Origin of the sequence: Ferrovum sp., from assembly GCF_027317285.1 — a bacterium.
GTDB lineage: Bacteria > Pseudomonadota > Gammaproteobacteria > Burkholderiales > Ferrovaceae > Ferrovum.
In genome coordinates, this window is sequence record NZ_DAHVHV010000017.1 from 21,920 (window position 1) to 38,140 (window position 16,221).

The 16,221-nt window shown below is 50.5% G+C and carries 18 protein-coding genes and 2 pseudogenes; 10 read left to right on the forward strand and 10 right to left on the reverse strand.

All coding sequences use genetic code 11. From position 1 onward, the window contains the following. Nucleotides 1–74: 74 nt before the first annotated feature. The 3 genes from M6F29_RS05530 (at nt 75) to M6F29_RS05540 (ending at nt 3,642) form a co-directional block, all read left to right on the forward strand. Nucleotides 75–1,625, forward strand: a complete 1,551-nt coding sequence (locus tag M6F29_RS05530; protein ID WP_298157861.1) for an MBOAT family O-acyltransferase — start codon at nt 75–77, stop codon at nt 1,623–1,625. Further along, nucleotides 1,600–2,775 carry an alginate O-acetyltransferase AlgX-related protein gene (locus M6F29_RS05535; protein ID WP_298157862.1) on the forward strand — a complete coding sequence of 392 codons (1,176 nt, stop codon included), beginning with the start codon at nt 1,600–1,602 and terminating at the stop codon, nt 2,773–2,775. Before M6F29_RS05530 ends, M6F29_RS05535 begins: the two co-directional genes overlap by 26 nt. A 219-nt stretch (nt 2,776–2,994) precedes the next feature. Further along, nucleotides 2,995–3,642, forward strand: coding sequence for a class I SAM-dependent methyltransferase (locus tag M6F29_RS05540; protein ID WP_298157863.1), 648 nt, complete (start codon nt 2,995–2,997; stop codon nt 3,640–3,642). A gap of 38 nt (nt 3,643–3,680) precedes the next feature. Here M6F29_RS05540 and M6F29_RS05545 read toward each other — a convergent pair whose 3' ends face one another. From M6F29_RS05545 to M6F29_RS05580, 8 genes are all read right to left on the reverse strand, one after another. Then, nucleotides 3,681–4,706, reverse strand: coding sequence for a glycosyltransferase family 4 protein (locus tag M6F29_RS05545; protein WP_298157864.1), 1,026 nt, complete (start codon nt 4,704–4,706; stop codon nt 3,681–3,683). Next, the gene (locus M6F29_RS05550; RefSeq protein WP_298157865.1) at nt 4,703–5,668 is read right to left on the reverse strand and encodes a glycosyltransferase family 2 protein; all 966 of its coding nucleotides are present in this window, start codon (nt 5,666–5,668) and stop codon (nt 4,703–4,705) included. The genes M6F29_RS05545 and M6F29_RS05550 overlap by 4 nt, the downstream gene beginning before the upstream one ends. Before the next feature lie 8 nt (nt 5,669–5,676). Continuing rightward, the gene (locus tag M6F29_RS05555) at nt 5,677–6,609 is read right to left on the reverse strand and encodes a glycosyltransferase family 2 protein (protein WP_298157866.1); all 933 of its coding nucleotides are present in this window, start codon (nt 6,607–6,609) and stop codon (nt 5,677–5,679) included. Next, complete coding sequence (locus M6F29_RS05560; protein ID WP_298157867.1) at nt 6,606–7,580, reverse strand: sulfotransferase family protein; 975 nt, start codon at nt 7,578–7,580, stop codon at nt 6,606–6,608. Before M6F29_RS05560 ends, M6F29_RS05555 begins: the two co-directional genes overlap by 4 nt. A gap of 3 nt (nt 7,581–7,583) precedes the next feature. Then, nucleotides 7,584–8,372, reverse strand: a complete 789-nt coding sequence (locus tag M6F29_RS05565) for a sulfite exporter TauE/SafE family protein (RefSeq protein ID WP_298157868.1) — start codon at nt 8,370–8,372, stop codon at nt 7,584–7,586. After that, nucleotides 8,369–9,211, reverse strand: coding sequence for a 3'(2'),5'-bisphosphate nucleotidase CysQ (gene cysQ / locus M6F29_RS05570; RefSeq protein WP_298157869.1), 843 nt, complete (start codon nt 9,209–9,211; stop codon nt 8,369–8,371). Before cysQ ends, M6F29_RS05565 begins: the two co-directional genes overlap by 4 nt. Before the next feature lie 173 nt (nt 9,212–9,384). Further along, nucleotides 9,385–9,780 carry a type II toxin-antitoxin system VapC family toxin gene (locus M6F29_RS05575; protein ID WP_366525947.1) on the reverse strand — a complete coding sequence of 132 codons (396 nt, stop codon included), beginning with the start codon at nt 9,778–9,780 and terminating at the stop codon, nt 9,385–9,387. Then, nucleotides 9,777–10,019 carry an AbrB/MazE/SpoVT family DNA-binding domain-containing protein gene (locus tag M6F29_RS05580; RefSeq protein ID WP_298157871.1) on the reverse strand — a complete coding sequence of 81 codons (243 nt, stop codon included), beginning with the start codon at nt 10,017–10,019 and terminating at the stop codon, nt 9,777–9,779. Before M6F29_RS05580 ends, M6F29_RS05575 begins: the two co-directional genes overlap by 4 nt. 265 nt (nt 10,020–10,284) lie before the next feature. On the opposite strand from M6F29_RS05580, the gene M6F29_RS05585 reads away from it, so the two are divergent. Beyond that, on the forward strand, nt 10,285–11,466 hold the full coding sequence (locus tag M6F29_RS05585) for an AAA family ATPase (RefSeq protein WP_298157872.1): 1,182 nt from the start codon (nt 10,285–10,287) through the stop codon (nt 11,464–11,466). 5 nt (nt 11,467–11,471) lie between these two features. After that, entirely contained in the window at nt 11,472–11,969 is a 498-nt protein-coding gene (locus M6F29_RS05590) for a hypothetical protein (RefSeq protein WP_298157873.1), read from the forward strand. Nucleotides 11,970–12,322: 353 nt separating this feature from the next. On the opposite strand, the pseudogene M6F29_RS05595 reads toward M6F29_RS05590, so the two are convergent. Both M6F29_RS05595 and M6F29_RS05600 read right to left on the reverse strand, forming a co-directional pair. Further along, nucleotides 12,323–12,850 (reverse strand): annotated as a pseudogene (locus M6F29_RS05595) (transposase); the annotation flags it as partial. Continuing rightward, complete coding sequence (locus tag M6F29_RS05600; RefSeq protein ID WP_298157875.1) at nt 12,771–13,004, reverse strand: hypothetical protein; 234 nt, start codon at nt 13,002–13,004, stop codon at nt 12,771–12,773. The gene M6F29_RS05600 and the pseudogene M6F29_RS05595, both read right to left, overlap by 80 nt. A gap of 128 nt (nt 13,005–13,132) precedes the next feature. Here M6F29_RS05600 and M6F29_RS05605 point away from each other — a divergent pair, with 128 nt between their 5' ends. The 5 genes and pseudogenes from M6F29_RS05605 to M6F29_RS12270 form a co-directional block, all read left to right on the forward strand. Further along, complete coding sequence (locus tag M6F29_RS05605) at nt 13,133–13,969, forward strand: hypothetical protein (RefSeq protein ID WP_298157876.1); 837 nt, start codon at nt 13,133–13,135, stop codon at nt 13,967–13,969. A 77-nt stretch (nt 13,970–14,046) separates the two neighbouring features. Next, nucleotides 14,047–14,181 carry a hypothetical protein gene (locus M6F29_RS05610; protein ID WP_298157877.1) on the forward strand — a complete coding sequence of 45 codons (135 nt, stop codon included), beginning with the start codon at nt 14,047–14,049 and terminating at the stop codon, nt 14,179–14,181. Nucleotides 14,182–14,306: 125 nt separating this feature from the next. Beyond that, nucleotides 14,307–14,672 (forward strand): S10 family serine carboxypeptidase-like protein, encoded by a 366-nt coding sequence (locus tag M6F29_RS05615; RefSeq protein ID WP_298157882.1) that lies wholly within the window; start codon nt 14,307–14,309, stop codon nt 14,670–14,672. A gap of 103 nt (nt 14,673–14,775) precedes the next feature. Further along, on the forward strand, nt 14,776–15,723 hold the full coding sequence (locus tag M6F29_RS05620) for a sensor domain-containing diguanylate cyclase (RefSeq protein ID WP_298157878.1): 948 nt from the start codon (nt 14,776–14,778) through the stop codon (nt 15,721–15,723). 202 nt (nt 15,724–15,925) lie between these two features. After that, nucleotides 15,926–16,057: pseudogene (locus tag M6F29_RS12270) on the forward strand (site-specific integrase); the annotation flags it as partial. Nucleotides 16,058–16,221: the final 164 nt, after the last annotated feature.

Sequence of the window (16,221 nt, forward strand, 5' to 3'; positions counted from 1 at the left end):
TATCCTACTATAATATATGGCAATTTTACCAGAGATCCTAAATAAGACCATAATCAAATAAGCAAGGATAAAGATTGCTTTTCAATTCTTACCAATTTCTGTTTCTTTTTCTTCCGGCCACAATCCTTGGATTCTTCCAGATTGGCCGATATAGTCGGTCACTTTCCGCATTATGGCTGTTTTCGGCTTCGCTATTTTTCTATGGTTGGTGGAATCCGGTGTATGTCAGCCTGTTACTTGCGTCAATTTTCTTTAATTACGGGATGGGAAAAGCACTTACTAGGGAACATGCTCGAAACCATCTCAGGCGGGCCTGGTGGATTCTCGCTTGTGGAATAACCACCGATTTATGTCTCCTTGGATATTACAAGTATGCCAACTTTTTCATCACCAATGTCAGCGGACTACTGAATAGGAATTGGCATATCGATCCAGTCATCTTGCCACTAGGTATATCATTCTTTACATTTACCCAGATTGCCTTTTTGGTGGATACTTATCGGGGTGATGTCAAAGAATCAAATTTTATTCATTATGGACTATTTGTAACATATTTTCCTCATCTCATTGCAGGACCGGTGCTTCATCACAAGGAAATGATGCCTCAGTTCGTCCGCCCTATTACTTATCGTCCTCATTGGGAGAACTTTTCGGTTGGATTGACATTGTTTACAATTGGGTTATTCAAGAAAGTAATATTAGCTGATGGCATTGCCCCTTATGCTAATCTGGTTTTCAATGCTGCTGACCATGGCACTCAAATTCTGTTTACTGAGGCTTGGGGAGGAGCGCTAGCATATACATTCCAGTTGTATTTTGACTTTTCCGGTTATACCGATATGGCGCTCGGCATTTCTTGCTTGTTCGGTGTGAAATTACCTATCAATTTCAATTCACCATACAAAGCAGTCAATATTATTGATTTCTGGCGACGCTGGCATATTACGCTTTCACGATTTCTACGCGATTATCTGTATTTCCCCCTTGGTGGAAATCGCAAGGGCCCGTTTCGACGATATGCCAATCTTATGGCAACTATGGTACTTGGGGGTCTCTGGCACGGCGCAGGATGGACTTTTATCCTGTGGGGAACATTGCATGGTTTCTATCTGATCATCAATCACGCATGGCACGGATTGCGCGAATTATGGGGATACCCAGTTGGCAGTTCATCACGAATGGGTACTATTGTTGGTGTAATAGTCACATTTCCGGCCGTTGTTCTGGCTTGGGTGTTTTTCAGATCTCCCAACCTGCACACAGCACTGGACATTATTAGTAGCATGGTTGGTCTAAATGGCATTACTTTACCTGGTCGTTCCTTGTTCAAATGGGGCTTGGCTGATGAAATTGAAAAACTCGGTATCCATTTTGGCGCATCAACTCTGTTTTATGGAAATGAATCTATTTGGACTTGGATAGCGATACTTTGGACAATTGCTTGGTTTTCACCAAACAGCCAGCAGATTCTATCCGCTAACCAACCAACATTGGAACATGATTTTACCAGAATAAAATTTACCTGGAAGCCAAACAAAGCATGGTTATCAATTGTTGCAATTACTCTATTGTATTCCGTAATTAGAATGGAGAAAGTAAGTGAATTTCTTTACTTTCAGTTCTGATCCTCACCGCCGGTTCGTCCTCTGGCTACTCGTTTTTGTATGGATGTCAGTAGCCGGATTATTCATCCTTGGAGTTTACTTTCAACCTTTATATGGAGATTTAACGCGCATCGGCAATTTCACGGAAAGAGAATTTGGATGGAATCGCCCTCAAAGGACTTTTTTGCATACAAAACTTGATTTTCCAGGATCTGATAAAAGCGGGAAATATGGTGACTACTATGATGTGCTGGTACTCGGAGACTCGTTTTCTAATGTTAGGCCTGAATTTCAATGGCAAAATTATTTGGCGGCATCAAGCGGTTGGACAGTTGCAACTCTTAACATTAATAGAGTTCGATTACAGCAGATTTTGACCAGCCGGACATTTCTTGAACACCCTCCAAAAGTTCTGGTCTTTGAATCTGTAGAGAGAGAATTGCCGAACCATTTAATGGAAAATAATTTAAATTCAAATTTAAAAATACAAAACCATAAACAGTCGATAGATAATTTGGTTAGAATAGATGATTCTCCTAAAACGGAAGACAAAATACCTGGTCAAATTTTCTTGATTTACAGAAATACTCCATTGAAAGAAATCAAAATAGATTATGTTTGGAAACTAATTTGGAACAATGTATTGAGAAATTTTGGTATAAATTCTTCTCCTTATGTCTACAAATTACCTCTGATTAAATCCGCACCATTTTCCAGCCGTAACCAACGCGAAATTCTTGTGTACAAGGATGACTTACAAAAGGTGAAAATATGGAATCATGACGAATTGTTCGTTATGAACGATTATATAAAAGAGTTGCGATCAATTGTTGAATCGAATGGATATACCAGATTTGTACTCATGGTGGTTCCAGATAAGTTATCAGCCTATTCTGATTACCTAAAAGACATAAAACTACGTAACATCAGTCTGCTGTCTGGCCTCTCAGATCTTCAACCTGATACCATGCCACGTTTCGATAACACATTGATTTCAGAAATTAATGCTGGGAAAATGGATGTATATTTGCCTGACGACACCCACTGGGGCTCTGCTGGGCAATGCATCGCTGCAAATACTCTTACGGCCTTCCTGCTTCCCTCTATACATGGTTCGACTGGTGGATCTGCTACAAACAAGAATATACTGAGGCCTAATCAATGTTTTTAATTGGCAATATTAGGTTTACCGTTTTCTTGGGTATTAATGTTTTCAGCCCAGGTGTCAGTTCAGTCGCCACATCGAAAGATAACTCAAAAAGCTGTTGAGTCGTCCCTGATTTATTCTCAACACACTGATTTTGTTTATTTAAAGTATATTTCTAATGGGGAACTAGCTATAAAAATACGAATTTTAAATTTTTCTGATGAAACATAGGACAACTTTAAAATGGAATTCGACAGGCCAAATTATGAAGATATTGACAGGCTACCCCTTGTTTTATTGATCCCCAAAAACACCGAGAAGATTCTTGATATTGGGTGCAATCAGGGAGGGTTTGGGTTATCCCTGAAGAATCTTATGAATGTCGAGGTCTGGGGGGTTGAACCTGACGAACAAGCGGCCACAGTTGCCAAAGAAAGACTGGACAATGTCATTATGGATTTTTTCCACCCAGGAAATCCCATACCCGACAATTACTTTGACATAATCACCTTCAATGATTCCCTTGAACACATGCCAGACCCGGCAACTGCTCTTGAATTGTGCAAGAAGAAACTGAAACCAGGGGGGAGCATTCATTGTTGCATCCCAAACATGCGCCATATTGACAATCTGGAACACCTGTTCCTCGACAAGGATTGGCGATATGAAGAATGCGGCATAAGAGATAAAACACACCTTCGTTTTTTTACCCTGAAAAGCATTGTTCGTTTATTTGAAAACCTGGAATTCAATATCGTGCAGACCATGTTTATAAATGAGAAATGGTGGGATTCAAAAAAACTATTGCGCAGATTACTCTATAGAGTATTTCCGGAATTAATGAGCGATACCAAGCATATTCAGATTGTCGTTATCGCCGAGCCACGATAAACCCTGCCAATGCAGTGACTCCACGTCTTGCCGTGTCCTCAGCCGTGCGTGGTTTGATTTGCACGAATCAGCGTCTCCGCATGTCCCTCTGCACTCTTCTTCCAGTCAAACTGGGCTGCACGTTGAAGGCCAGCGGTGATAAAACTCTGCCCGATGCCGTGAGTTTGGTCGATGAGTTGTTCCATGGCGTTTTGTAATGCTTGAACATTTCTTGGATCGATGATTATTGCGGCTTCCCCCGCCACTTCCGGACACGCGCTGACGTTGGAAGTAATGACCGGACAACCACAGGCCATGGCCTCCAGGATGGGCATGCCAAACCCTTCATAGAGGGAGGGGAAAACGAATCCGGATGCCTTTTGATAGAGTCCAACCAGTTCCTGCGTACTCAACATGCCCTGAATCAACTCCACCCCCTCGATGTTTTGGTACTTGCTTCCTTCCGCACGGGGCAGTTTGAGTTTGAGTCGGACATCGTGTGTTTTTTTCAGTCGTTGGAACGCTTCCACAATACGCGCCACGTTCTTGCGGGGCTCATTGTTCGAGATGTGCAGGAAGTAGTTATCTTTTGGCTGCGCGGGTTCCTGAACCCCGAATTCCGGGCTGACACCGTGGGGGCAGACGATAATTTTATGTTCCGGCACCCCAGTCAGTCGCACCGCTTCCCCTTTGGTGAATTGCGAGACCGCAATCATGGCTGCCACACCATCCTTGAGTTCCTGCCAACGTTTCAATTTATCCCTGGCATATTTTTTGGATAGGAGCGCCCCCTTGATCGTCTGGAAATACTCCCAACCCGACAGACTGATGGGGGCAAAACCATGGACGGTCATCACCAGCGGAATCTTCGAGTCGAGCAGAAATTCCAGTGGGGGGTTCCCCCCTCCCGAACGAATATCCCACAACACATCCACTGACCTAGGAACCGCTGTCTTGCTGTCAAAGTGAACTGCCTCAATCCCCAGTTCCGGGAAATAACGTTCCACATTGTCCGCATACACCCTGAAACTCTGGGGAAGTTCAACAGGTCGGTAGACGCCGACACGCAGTGACCGATCGGTCATGGCTTATCCCCAAGTTTCTTGAGAATTTGAGTTGGCAAGGTGGAAAACCAGAGGGGATCCAGCCGGGTATAGCGTGCCCAGTAATCCATGGGCAACCCCTCCCTGCGCCGCAAACGATGCAACAATCCAGCCACGAAATCCTGCCGGATCTTGTGGATATTCTCCCGACATAATTCGGGCAGGGCTACCTCGTCGGGAAATAGTCGGGGAAGAGACCGCCACTTCTCCAGATTCTCGATCATCAACCTGAACGAGCGCAGTTCCCCCCACCCTCCTCCCTGGGAGATGTTGACCCCTTCGCCCATTTCGAGTTCCACCTGAAAACAGAAACCCGCATGGTTGACCTTTCGCAGTGCCCTCAACCAGAAGACATCATCCTCCCCAAGGACCAAATGTTCCGGGAACCTGACTTCAGGCAAAGCAGTCCAGCGGTAGACAACGCTGGATGTCTTGATCATTTGCTGTCCCATCACGGGCAGCAGAACATCGCCAACAAACCCATACAACTGTCTTTCAGCATCCAGGCAGTGATGAGACTGAAGATTCAGTTTCATCTGGGAAAATCGATCCTGAGGCCAATCGGAACGCTGATAGTTGGAAAAATAGAAATCATACCCTTGAGAAAGAATGCGTAGGGCATGATCCAGATGGCGGGGAGTCCACTCATCATCCGAATCGAGAAAGGCCACATATCGGGTCGATTCAGGCAAATGATCCAGAGCCACATTTCTCGCTCCCGCTGCCCCCTTGTTTTTCTGTTCGATCAACTGTATGAATGATTCATGACCCGGAAAATGTTCATTCAGGATGGACCGGGCAGGCAAAGGCGACTCATCGTCAACGATCAAAACATGGGGGCAACCTACCCCTTGCTGAGCCTTGATGGAGTTGATGGCACGCACCAGGGGTTCGGGCGTTCTCTGGTAAAAGGGAATGACGACCGTCAAATCGGAATGGGACATGGGCCCCCTCACCACTTCGGCTTCCATCCCGCCCATCCCGCTGCCAAGTAGCAGGGATACTTGAGGTGGAGTGGGTTTGTGAGCCAGGCTTTGATCAAAGCCTGGGTCGCTGTGGTTCGGTGTCCTGCCTTGAGATGATAAAGTCCAAAGTCAGCATGGTAGGCCGCCAACTTCTTTCTGAAAACCGAGGCGGATATACATCGATTGTCCTGACTGCACAGCCCCCACTGATTTCTGGCCTGGGTGAGCAGTCGGGTCCGGTAGTCCACATCCCTGACCTTTCGGTTTCCCTGATTGGGGTGTTGGCGGTACAACGTGGAGGCGTAGGTCAATTTGGTAAACTGGTATTGTCTGGAGATTCGGAGCCAGAGCTCCCAATCCTCGCTGTAGGGAAGGGTCTCGTCAAATCCGCCACAGTTCCTGAAAACTTCGGCCCGGAACATGGCCGTACTGGTGAGCACCCAGCAATCCAGCAGCAACTGGTGATAAATCCAGCCGGAATAATCCGGGTCGATCAAATGGGTGGGGATAGCTTTGAACAGGGACTGAGGATCGGGGAAATGCCCGTCCTTCGGGAACCACAAGGTAAAATCCGTATAGATGACGCCGCTGTCGGGGTATTTTTCCATGGCTTCGACCTGACTGGCCAGTTTATCCGGAAACCAGTAATCGTCATGGTCGATGAGACAGAGGAACCGTCCCTGGGCCTCACGAATGCCCCGGTTTCTGGCCACGCATACCCCGGCGTTCTGTTGTGCCACCAGGCGCACACGCGGGGCGTAACGGGCCACAATGGCCTGGGTATGATCGGTGGAACCATCGTCCACCACGATCACTTCAATATCCTGCAAGGTCTGACTCAGAATTCCTTCCAGGGTCTGTGCAATGTACTCCGCGCAGTTGTACGTCGGAATGATGACGGAAACCGCGGGCTCGTTCATACATCCCGCCCGAAACGTCTTTCCATCCAGCGTACCGGTTTTCCGATGACCCAGGACCAGGACCGAAAAATGCGGTTGAGGGTGATCTGCAGGTCACCGCGAATGATCCCCGACGAACGGATATGGCTTACCAGGGCTTCCGGAAACCCTTGCTGGATCCTCTCCATGCGCGCCCACAGTTCATCCATCACTGTCGTATTCAGGGAGGCCCCCCCGGTCGCCCGCAACAATTCCGCATGCAGGTCTTGTGCCAGTTCAGGAATGGGATGGACCTCACGGGGTTCCTGTTCCGCCGTGTGATGACGCAGGTCCGGGGACAGAAAATTGCTCAAACCGGCTTTTGCCTCATCGACCGAAACCGGAAAAGTGAGATTCAGTTCCCGCTCGACCCGCAGCAGAGATTCCACGGGTTCTTCAAGGAACCGGTCAAAATCGACAAAAGTCCGGGCATACCCCCGGCTGTATCGTTCCGCCTCCAGATAATGCAAGGCCCAGAGCAGAAAGGATTTCTCCCTGGGGAAACCATCCCGTTTTTCCAGGGACCGGTGGACGGCGGCGGGTGAACGCACCACAAAGAGGAAGTGTGGCGCAATCTGAAGGGTGGCAAAGATCTCCAGCCACCAGGGCAGAAGACGGCAGACCCGGGGATCCTTCACGGCCCACAGAGGACTGCGGGAGAAGTCCTGCCGGATCAGTCTGTGGACTTTATGGACATACAGCGCCAGTTTCTCCTGTTTCCACCAGTCGTTGGAACGCAAGAGGACGTCGTCCCATGAGGACCCCAGGGTTGCCAGCACTTCGTCGTTGGTATCGGCAATGCCCGCGTGCTCGAAATACCCCTTGTCATTGATGCCCGCATGCCCCTGATACAACCGGTCTCCCAGGTCCACGCCCAGATAGCGCAGGGCTCCCGTGGAAGCCGAGGTACCGCTGCGGTGCATGCCGATGATCACCAGCACTTGCTTCTTCATGCCTTAGACAACTCCTTTCAATACTTTCATGCCTGCCACCAGCAACAGAATGGCCAGCAGGATCTGCATCCACCGCCCGGGAATACGCCGACTCAGAAGGCTGCCGGCCAGAACTGCGGGAAGCGAGCCCGCCAGCAAATCGAGCAACAGCGCCCCATCCACCTTTCCGGCCCACAGGTACCCCAGCCCCGCCACCAATGCCAGGGGAATGGCGTGGGCAATATCCGTGGCCACCAAACGGTGTGGCGTCATCCGGAGGGGATACAGATACAGCAACAATACACTGCCCAGGGCACCGGCACCGATGGAAGTCAGGGCCACGCAAAACCCCAGGCCCGCCCCCCCCATGACCGTCAGCAGCGGCTGAACCGCCTTGAACCGTTCGGGACGCCCCAGACGACTCATGCGCCCAAGTTTCAACAAATGAGGGGCCATCAACAACCCCAGACCCGTCACGATCACCAGAATCCCGATGGATGCGATCAAGTCCTCCGGTTTTCCAAAGGCCACCCCATGCCCCACCAGCAGCACGACCAGACAGGCAACCGGGACACTTCCCCACCAAAGTCGCCGCACTACCTGCCAGTCCACCTGCCCTTCTCCATGGTGCGCCTTGACCGCCACCAGTTTGGTCAAAACCGAAAACCACAAATCCGTCGCGATGGCGGCCTGGGGTTCCACACCGAACCAGAAGATCAATGCCGGGGCCATAAATGCGCCCCCACCCACGCCCGTCAGACCAATGGCCAACCCCGTCAAGGCTCCCAGACCCACATGAGCCAGATCGATCACGCCAAACCAGGCAAAAGGATCTCAGGTGAAACAGAGGAGGCCACAAAATAGGGATTGAGGATCTCCTTTTTGCCATAGCGCAGAGTCTTGCCTTCCAGATCGAAGACATGGCCTCCGGCCCCTTCCAGCACCGCCTGGGCCGCCGCCGTATCCCATTCGCAGGTGGGCCCCAAACGAGGATAGAGATCGGCGCTGCCTTCGGCGATTCGACAAAACTTCAAGGAACTCCCCGCCTGAACCAACTCATTGGGTGTAAAGCGCTGGGTAAATGCCAAGGTTTCCGGCGTCATATGGCTTTTACTCGCCACAATCCGCACAGGTCCACCCGAAACTGGCCACGGCGCGACCTGAATCGCCCCCCCCCGGTCCCCTTCGATTCGAAATGCACCCTCGTCTTTTCCTCCCCAGTAGATCGAATCCAGGGCGGGAGCCCCCACCACGCCCCAGATGGGTTGCCCATGCAAAATCAAAGCGATATTAACTGTAAATTCGCCACTGCCTGCCAAAAATTCCTTGGTTCCATCCAGGGGATCGATGAGCCAGTAATATTCAGGTGACACAGGATGCGAATCCCGTTTTCCATCCTCTTCCGAAATCACCGGAAGATGAGGCGTCAGTTTGGACAAAGCGCTTACAATGATTCTGTGGGAAGTCAGATCCGCTTCCGTCAGCGGGCTCTGATCCTCCTTATGTGTCACCTTGAGCGAAGGACGAGAAGCAATTTCTGAATAAAATTGCAAAATAGCCCATCCCGCCTCCTTCACGGTGTCCAATACCGCCAGTTTGGCTTCCTGGGTGATGGGTTCGTCTTGCTGCCTGGACTCAAGGGTTGTATTCATCGTCGAAAGAGTATTGAAACCGACAAAACAGGGTCAGAATCCTTTACCTCGATTCCTCCGCGCAATGTATCCCAAATGGTTCCACAAGTCTATGACTCCCGCGCTTCTTTTTGAATTTGTTCCTTCCCGTTCATAGCCGACTCTGGCGATATTCAGTGCCCGACTCTTCGTGGTCATTCGATCAATTGCATGCCGCAGTGCCTGGCAGCGTCGCGATCAAATGTTGTCGTATGGTTGCAGCCGGCTTCATTGGCTGACCGTTCTATCAGGCAGTCAGCAAAATCAGCCTTGCCTTCCTTGAACAACCGCACAGCTTTCCATAGGGTATCGGCATTCGCCACGATAATTTCTTTGGTGCGTAGCAGCGTTTCCAGCACTTCGCAGGTCCCGCTTCTGGTTAATGCGTAACAACCCCTCAGCACCCACACCAACTCCACCACCGAAACAATGCTAACGTACCCTGGGGCATCAACTGTTAGCGACTCGATCAGGCGCGTTGCCTTGGGCGACTGCTTCGAGTCGTCCTGTGCGATATAGCGGACGAGGACGTTGGTATCCAAGCCTATCATCTTGCCTTCGCCCCGCGAGTCGCGATTGCCTTATTCATTGCATCAATTGTTACGGGTGAAGCAGGCTTGAGCACCAACCCCTTCAGAGCGGTCACCGACTGCGTGGCGGCCACGAGTTCAAAACGGCCTGGTTCAACCTGGACGAACTCAACCCGGTCTCCTGCCTCGACGCCGAGCGTGGCCCGCACGATGGCGGGAATGGTGATCTGCCCCTTGCTGGTCAGTGTTGCAGTGGACATAACCTCTCCTTTTCCAATTGCCTTACTTTATAGTAAGGCACATTAAAAATCAAGGAAAAATAATCTCAGCAGATTTATGACATTCAATCGCTCTCCAAAAACCGACCTCGCCTCACGGGTCATAGTCATCGTCGAAGAGTACTGAAACCGACAATACTGGAGTTTGCCCCACGCCTGACAGACTCGCCTTGCTTGTCGACATAAACCATGTTATCTTTAATAATAAACGAATTTATGTTGAAAACACGAGATAAAGGCGAATAAAATGCTGCATAGTTATGCGTTTTCTAACTTCCAGTCTTTCCGTGAGCGGGTCGAGGTCGATCTGATTATCAGCCGTAAGGTCGCCATGACCGAATGGATGAATGAGGTGCCGACCGGTGAGCGTGTATCAAGGCTGATGGCGGTAGTCGGCCCTAACGGCAGCGGCAAGACTGCGCTGCTAAAGCCGATGGCTTTTCTTTCCTGGTTCATCGGTCAATCGTTCCAAAGCGCACCGGATGAAGGTATCCCGGTTACTCCGCATTTTGCGAATTCTGGCGAGCCCATTGAATTTGAATGCCTACTGGATTTTGACGGCAAGGTGTGGCGCTACATGTTGCGTTGTACACCAGAGCGTGTACTGCATGAGGCACTGTATCAAAAGCGCGAACGCTTTGGTTATATGTTTGTCCGCGACTGGGATGCGGTGACCAATACCTATACCATCAAGCAACAGGATTTCGGTCTTGCTCCTCAGGAGGCGCGTAAAGTACGGGCAAATGTTTCGCTCATTTCGTGGGCCGCACAATATAATGTGCCGCTGGCCAAACGGATGGCCGCGCCCCTTGTGGTAACAAATGTCAATTTTATGGGTCGGGTACCGATGGCGGACCAAGCGGTGTTGGTTGCGGCACAACATTTTTCTGCCAACGCGAACCAATATGATCGGATGCGGCAGTTGCTATCCGCATGGGACTTAGGTTTGAGCGGTGTGGATTTGCAGGAAATGATTATTAACAATCCCCAAGAACCTAGTCAAAAGACATGGATTCCATTTGGCAAACATAAAAGCCATGGCAAGGAGTTTCATTTGCCCTTCACTTTTGAATCAACTGGTACCCAAGGGGCTTTTGTGTTGTTGTCGCGTTTGCTGCAAACACTGGAGATTGGTGGATTAGCAGTCATTGATGAATTTGAAAATGATCTGCATCCTCATATGCTGGAGCCTATTCTCGATTTGTTTGCCAATCCATCAACTAACCCGCATAACGCACAACTGTTGTTCACCTGCCATGCCATTGAGGTATTGAATCTCGTGCACAAATCGCAGGTGATTTTGGTGCAAAAAAACGAAGATTGCGAAAGCACAGCCAGCCGCATGGATGCGGTGGAAGGGATTCGCAATGACGACAACTATTATGCGAAATACATGGCAGGGGCTTATGGCGCCGTGCCTGTGTTCTGATCACCATGGCAATCTGGAAAGCACAGCGTACTTTATTGATTGTGGGGGAGGGGCGCCATGAGGAGGCTTTTCTGAATCATCTCAAGTCGCTTTATGTGACGCGAGGTTGCGGGCTTTCTGTGAATATCAAAAACGCACATGGCAAGGGTGCGCTGCATGTCATTGACTGGACTGCCAAGCAGATTGCCAATGCTGATTATGATGTGGTTGCCGCGTTACTGGATACGGACACCGATTGGAATGTAAAAACTGAAAAGTTGGCGAAAACCAAGAAAATTCAGGTGCTCAAATCTGAGCCATGCCTTGAAGCGATGATGTTGCGACTGATTGGGGAATCAGTAACGGGAGATGCTAATGCACTCAAAAGACAGTTCGCCCAGTTCGTGAATAATGATGCGACCAAACATGATCACTATGCATTGCATTTTGGCTCGGCCTGTTTGCTGGCGGGTAGAACTAAAGAGCCAACTATTGATACGCTGCTCAAGTTGTTTGGTCGCTGATGTCCCATACCGCTACCTTCACTACCCATGCCACCGAGACGTCTTGCTGTCTGGACTCACGGGTCATATTCATCGTCGAAAGAGTACTGATATGTATTGACCTGTCAAGTTTTTCAATAAAAATCTCCCGGATCATCCTGCAGTGTGCGGGTAGCAGAACGGACGGCATGCCGACGGTTGATCAGTCTGATATGCGCGGGTTGGTTACCGCATGACAACCGATTCGTCGGGGAGCTGCCTCGCTCTAAATTCGAGGGTCATTCCGTTGCCGGACGCCTCATAGCACTCTCGAGGGTTCTCCCACCGTTGCCCATTCTGCTACCCACACACTGCATACACATGACGATTTCTCCTTACGCTTTGGCTGTCGGTTGCGGCAGTGCTTGCCCAATCGCCCAGATGAAGCCGGCCAACTCCCGTGCGATGGCCGTGCACGCCTGCACCTTCAGTTTGCCTCTGGCCTCAAATAACCGGTAACGTCCGCACAAGCGCGTTTGCGCCTTCCAGGCGATCTCTTGCACAGCCTCCGATGTGCGCTCGGCACGCCGTTGTAATATGGCTGTTTTCCTGGCCTGATGGCGATAAGTCCAGGCCGCCTCCACCAGCACCCGGCGCACATGACCGTTGCCGGTCTTGGTGATGCCACCGCGCGACTTGGTGCCACCACTGGAGTGTTCGCTGGGCACCACCCCCAGATACGCCATCAGTTGCGGTGCGCTGGAAAAACGCCTCAAATCGCCTATCTCGGCCACAATCGTGGTGGCCGTCAGCAAGTTCACGCCACGCAAAGCCATCAGTCCTTCAATCACCGGCCAGAATGCCGATTCGGCTACTGCGCTCTCGATCTGTTTGTCGAGCGCATCGACGCGTTTGGTCATCGCCCTTCCTGAGTTGCCTGACCAACTTTTCAATCGCCTCCGGCGTATTGGCTATCTCTCCAAAATAGCGCACCTCGCCACCCTGAACTTCCGCCACGGATACCGCTACCGTCTCTTTGTGCACATCCAACCCAACATATTTGCTAAACTTTTTCATGACCTACCCCCTCAATATCGGCTCTGGGCCTGTGGTTTTACGGAACCTCAAGTCTAATCCGCGTCGCTTGAGGTGCGGTAGGTCAATACATGATGTCTAGTCAAAGCGCCAAAGGCCGGGGGGATGAAATGAACGATGCATCTGGCAAGAAAAAAGGTAAGATCTACAAAAACCTGTTGCGTGATGAAGTGGTCAAGAGCCTCTATTTGACCCGCTATGCCGTCAAGAACGGCAAGCCGGACCCCAAGAAACCTGTCCTGACAACCGGCCACGATATGGCCTTTGTTGACAACGGCGTATCCAATTGGAAACTTGATATTTCCAAACCACATGGCATGACGCCATCGAAAGTGAAGTTACCGTTCGTCGCGGTGACCGCTCCCTGGTACACATCCCAGCAGGCGATGGAGCGTGGCATCAAGGTTGTGCACGGAAGCAGCGCGAATGTGTTCGGCTACATGGGCGCGCTGCTTGTTCCCGACGACTTCACCATCCCGACAGTGACTGCAACCAAGGCAAACGTCAGGCACTATGGGCTTGAACTGATCGAGGACGGCGGCGACATCTGCGTGTGCTCCGACAAGTATCCGGTTGCGCTCATGCAGTACACATATACAAAAGATTACAAGAAAGACTTCCTGATGCAGAAGCATGGGGGCGGCGGTGTCTTCATCGAGACCCACGACTTTCCGCACATTCATTTCCCTTTGTCCAAGGAGTGTGGCGGCTACATAGTCATCGGCAAGAAGGTGGCCGACACGGAATTCCACTTCACTGCGTTTCACATCCCCCACGGTTATGCACTTTACACACCGTCCAACACCATCCACGGCGACGGTACGCTGGTCGGGGAGTATGCCTTGGCGCTCACCAGTTCCGGTCTGGCCATGGCCAACACTGTTCTCATTTACAACAAGCACACGCTGGAAATGGCGCGTGGAGTTGTCCCCGACTGGAAAACTTAACCTCGCGCATCAGACCAGGAACTCTATCTCTCCACTGTGCTAGAAGAATTATTTATTAGCCACCGTCGGGGGTTTGCATGGCAAAGAAATTGGCTCCGCAGCAACGCACCAGGAAGAACGCCGAAGATCAGGTGACCCGTCTGCCCAAAATCGGCACAGTCGGAAATGTTCAATTCGCAGGTTATGCTTCGGTCTATCCGCGAAAAAAATAGCCCAAGCATCTGGTCGAGGAAGAGGGGATTTTTTACTGGTTTCGGGCGCGGAAAACCATGAGAAGAAACCTACTATACTTTGGTTGAATGGCAGCCTTGGCTCAAGCAGTTTCTAGGGATTCTTCATCGAGAACGGACCCTATTGCTTCAAGGAAAACCAGGACGGGAAATTCGAGCTGAAACCCAACCCTCATTCGTGGAGTAGGCACGCCAATTACCTGATCTTCGAATATCCGTCAGGTGTCACCCTTTCCTTTTGCGAGGACACCAATACCTTGCCGCAGAATGTCTGTACCGGCGAGCTGCTCTATCAGGCGTTGCAGCACTTCGTCGGCAAACATCCTGAGATGGCAGATAACCCCGTCACAGGGGGTGATTGGCTACATACAGATGGAGGCAAGCTGAGTTGGGTAAAGGTTCTCAACGTAGGCCACATGGTGGCACGCGACCAGCCATTTCTGATCAATGAAATGAGCCCATGCCTGGTGTAGAATTCCATTACCTGCACATGATTGATAAGCCGCCCTGGCGGTATACTAGACCAATAGAACTGTTCACTGATATTTAAGAATCACTGAAAGGCTGAAGGAAAAAATGAATAATACTCTGAAACATGAAGAACGAATCGCCCTTGCAGATACGGATGGCACCTACAAGACTCTGCTCGAATCAACAAAGGCGATTCCCTGGAAGATCAACTGGGAAACCATGAAGTTCAGTTACATCGGTCCACAGATCGAAGCGCTGCTCGGTTGGCCGCAGGAAAGTTGGTTGACCGCAAACGACTGGATTGAACGCATCCATCCAGATGATCGCGAACGGACGACCAACTTCTGCGTCTCCCAATCTATCGGGGGCGTCGACCACGAGGCGGACTACCGTGCGTTGACAGCTGACGGTAACTTCGTCTGGATACGCGACGTTGTCCATGTCATTCGCAAGAATGGCGTCACGACCGAATTGGTCGGGTTTATGTTTGACATCTCCGAGCGCAAGAAGATGGAAGAGGAATTGCTCGCGCTCAATCGCAAGCTGGAGGTGCTTACGCTGCAAGATGGCTTGACCTGTGTAGCAAACCGCCGGTTGTTCGACCAAACCTTGAAGGCCGAATGGTTCCGTTCCATGCGGGATAGCCAACCACTTTCGCTCATTGTGTTCGACATTGATCATTTTAAGCAATATAACGATTTCTATGGACACCTGATGGGAGATGAGTGCCTGATCAGAGTCGCGCAGGCGCTGAACAAAATACCGCTGCGGACGACCGACCTGTTTGCGCGCTATGGCGGTGAGGAATTCGTCCTGCTTCTGCCCAAGGCAAATATTGAATCTGCCGTAGAGATCGCTGAAAAATGCCGCTGTCTCGTGCAGGACTTGGCCATTCCGCATGAAAAATCCAGCACCAGCAATGTGCTTACCATCAGCGTAGGGGTTGCCTCGATTACCCCCTCAGCCGATTCCGAGCCTGCCTCGCTGTTTGCCGTAACTGACCGCATGCTCTACCAGGCAAAGGAGTACGGACGGAATCGGGTGGTGTCGTAACGCACCAACTCTGTATAAGGCTACACGGACATTGCTGGCATCATCGCCGCTTGTGGAGGTAGATTTTTCAGTATTCGCTGGTATTTTATAACTTATTTATCCAAACGGCCATCGTCCAGTCCATGTCCACGTTATTTGGAACGGTTGCGAAGCAGTGTTCAACTTGCACTGCCCGAAAAGGCCACCAGAGGTGCGCGAAAACTATGGATCAAGACTGGCTGATAACCTGCTGAATGTTATAGAGTTGGCGGCAGTGACAGGGCACAAGGACTTGAGGATGCTCAAGCGGTACTATCACCCCAGAGCCGAGAACTTGGCCACGAAGTTGGGATGACGGAATATCATGAGTGCAATTAACCTACTTGCCAAGACAAGAAAACCGGCTTAGACTTCACTTATGGAGAAAAGAACCCCGCACTGTACATTGGTCGTGATTCAAGCCTTAGTGGATGCGGGTAAAGTGCGTACCACTCACGCCGCGCGAACCGGCGCAGGCGA

Bases quoted from the DNA above. Each gene is read 5' to 3' on its own strand.
- M6F29_RS05585 (WP_298157872.1), top strand. From the start codon at position 10,285: ATGCTGCATAGTTATGCGTTTTCTAACTTCCAGTCTTTCCGTGAGCGG.
- cysQ (WP_298157869.1), bottom strand. From the start codon at position 9,211: ATGAATACAACCCTTGAGTCCAGGCAGCAAGACGAACCCATCACCCAG.
- M6F29_RS05560 (WP_298157867.1), bottom strand. From the start codon at position 7,580: ATGAAGAAGCAAGTGCTGGTGATCATCGGCATGCACCGCAGCGGTACC.
- M6F29_RS05620 (WP_298157878.1), top strand. From the start codon at position 14,776: ATGAATAATACTCTGAAACATGAAGAACGAATCGCCCTTGCAGATACG.
- M6F29_RS05580 (WP_298157871.1), bottom strand. From the start codon at position 10,019: ATGTCCACTGCAACACTGACCAGCAAGGGGCAGATCACCATTCCCGCC.
- M6F29_RS05575 (WP_366525947.1), bottom strand. From the start codon at position 9,780: ATGATAGGCTTGGATACCAACGTCCTCGTCCGCTATATCGCACAGGAC.
- M6F29_RS05600 (WP_298157875.1), bottom strand. From the start codon at position 13,004: ATGAAAAAGTTTAGCAAATATGTTGGGTTGGATGTGCACAAAGAGACG.
- M6F29_RS05555 (WP_298157866.1), bottom strand. From the start codon at position 6,609: ATGAACGAGCCCGCGGTTTCCGTCATCATTCCGACGTACAACTGCGCG.
- M6F29_RS05540 (WP_298157863.1), top strand. From the start codon at position 2,995: ATGGAATTCGACAGGCCAAATTATGAAGATATTGACAGGCTACCCCTT.
- M6F29_RS05545 (WP_298157864.1), bottom strand. From the start codon at position 4,706: ATGACCGATCGGTCACTGCGTGTCGGCGTCTACCGACCTGTTGAACTT.
- M6F29_RS05590 (WP_298157873.1), top strand. From the start codon at position 11,472: ATGGCAATCTGGAAAGCACAGCGTACTTTATTGATTGTGGGGGAGGGG.
- M6F29_RS05605 (WP_298157876.1), top strand. From the start codon at position 13,133: ATGAACGATGCATCTGGCAAGAAAAAAGGTAAGATCTACAAAAACCTG.
- M6F29_RS05610 (WP_298157877.1), top strand. From the start codon at position 14,047: ATGGCAAAGAAATTGGCTCCGCAGCAACGCACCAGGAAGAACGCCGAA.
- M6F29_RS05550 (WP_298157865.1), bottom strand. From the start codon at position 5,668: ATGTCCCATTCCGATTTGACGGTCGTCATTCCCTTTTACCAGAGAACG.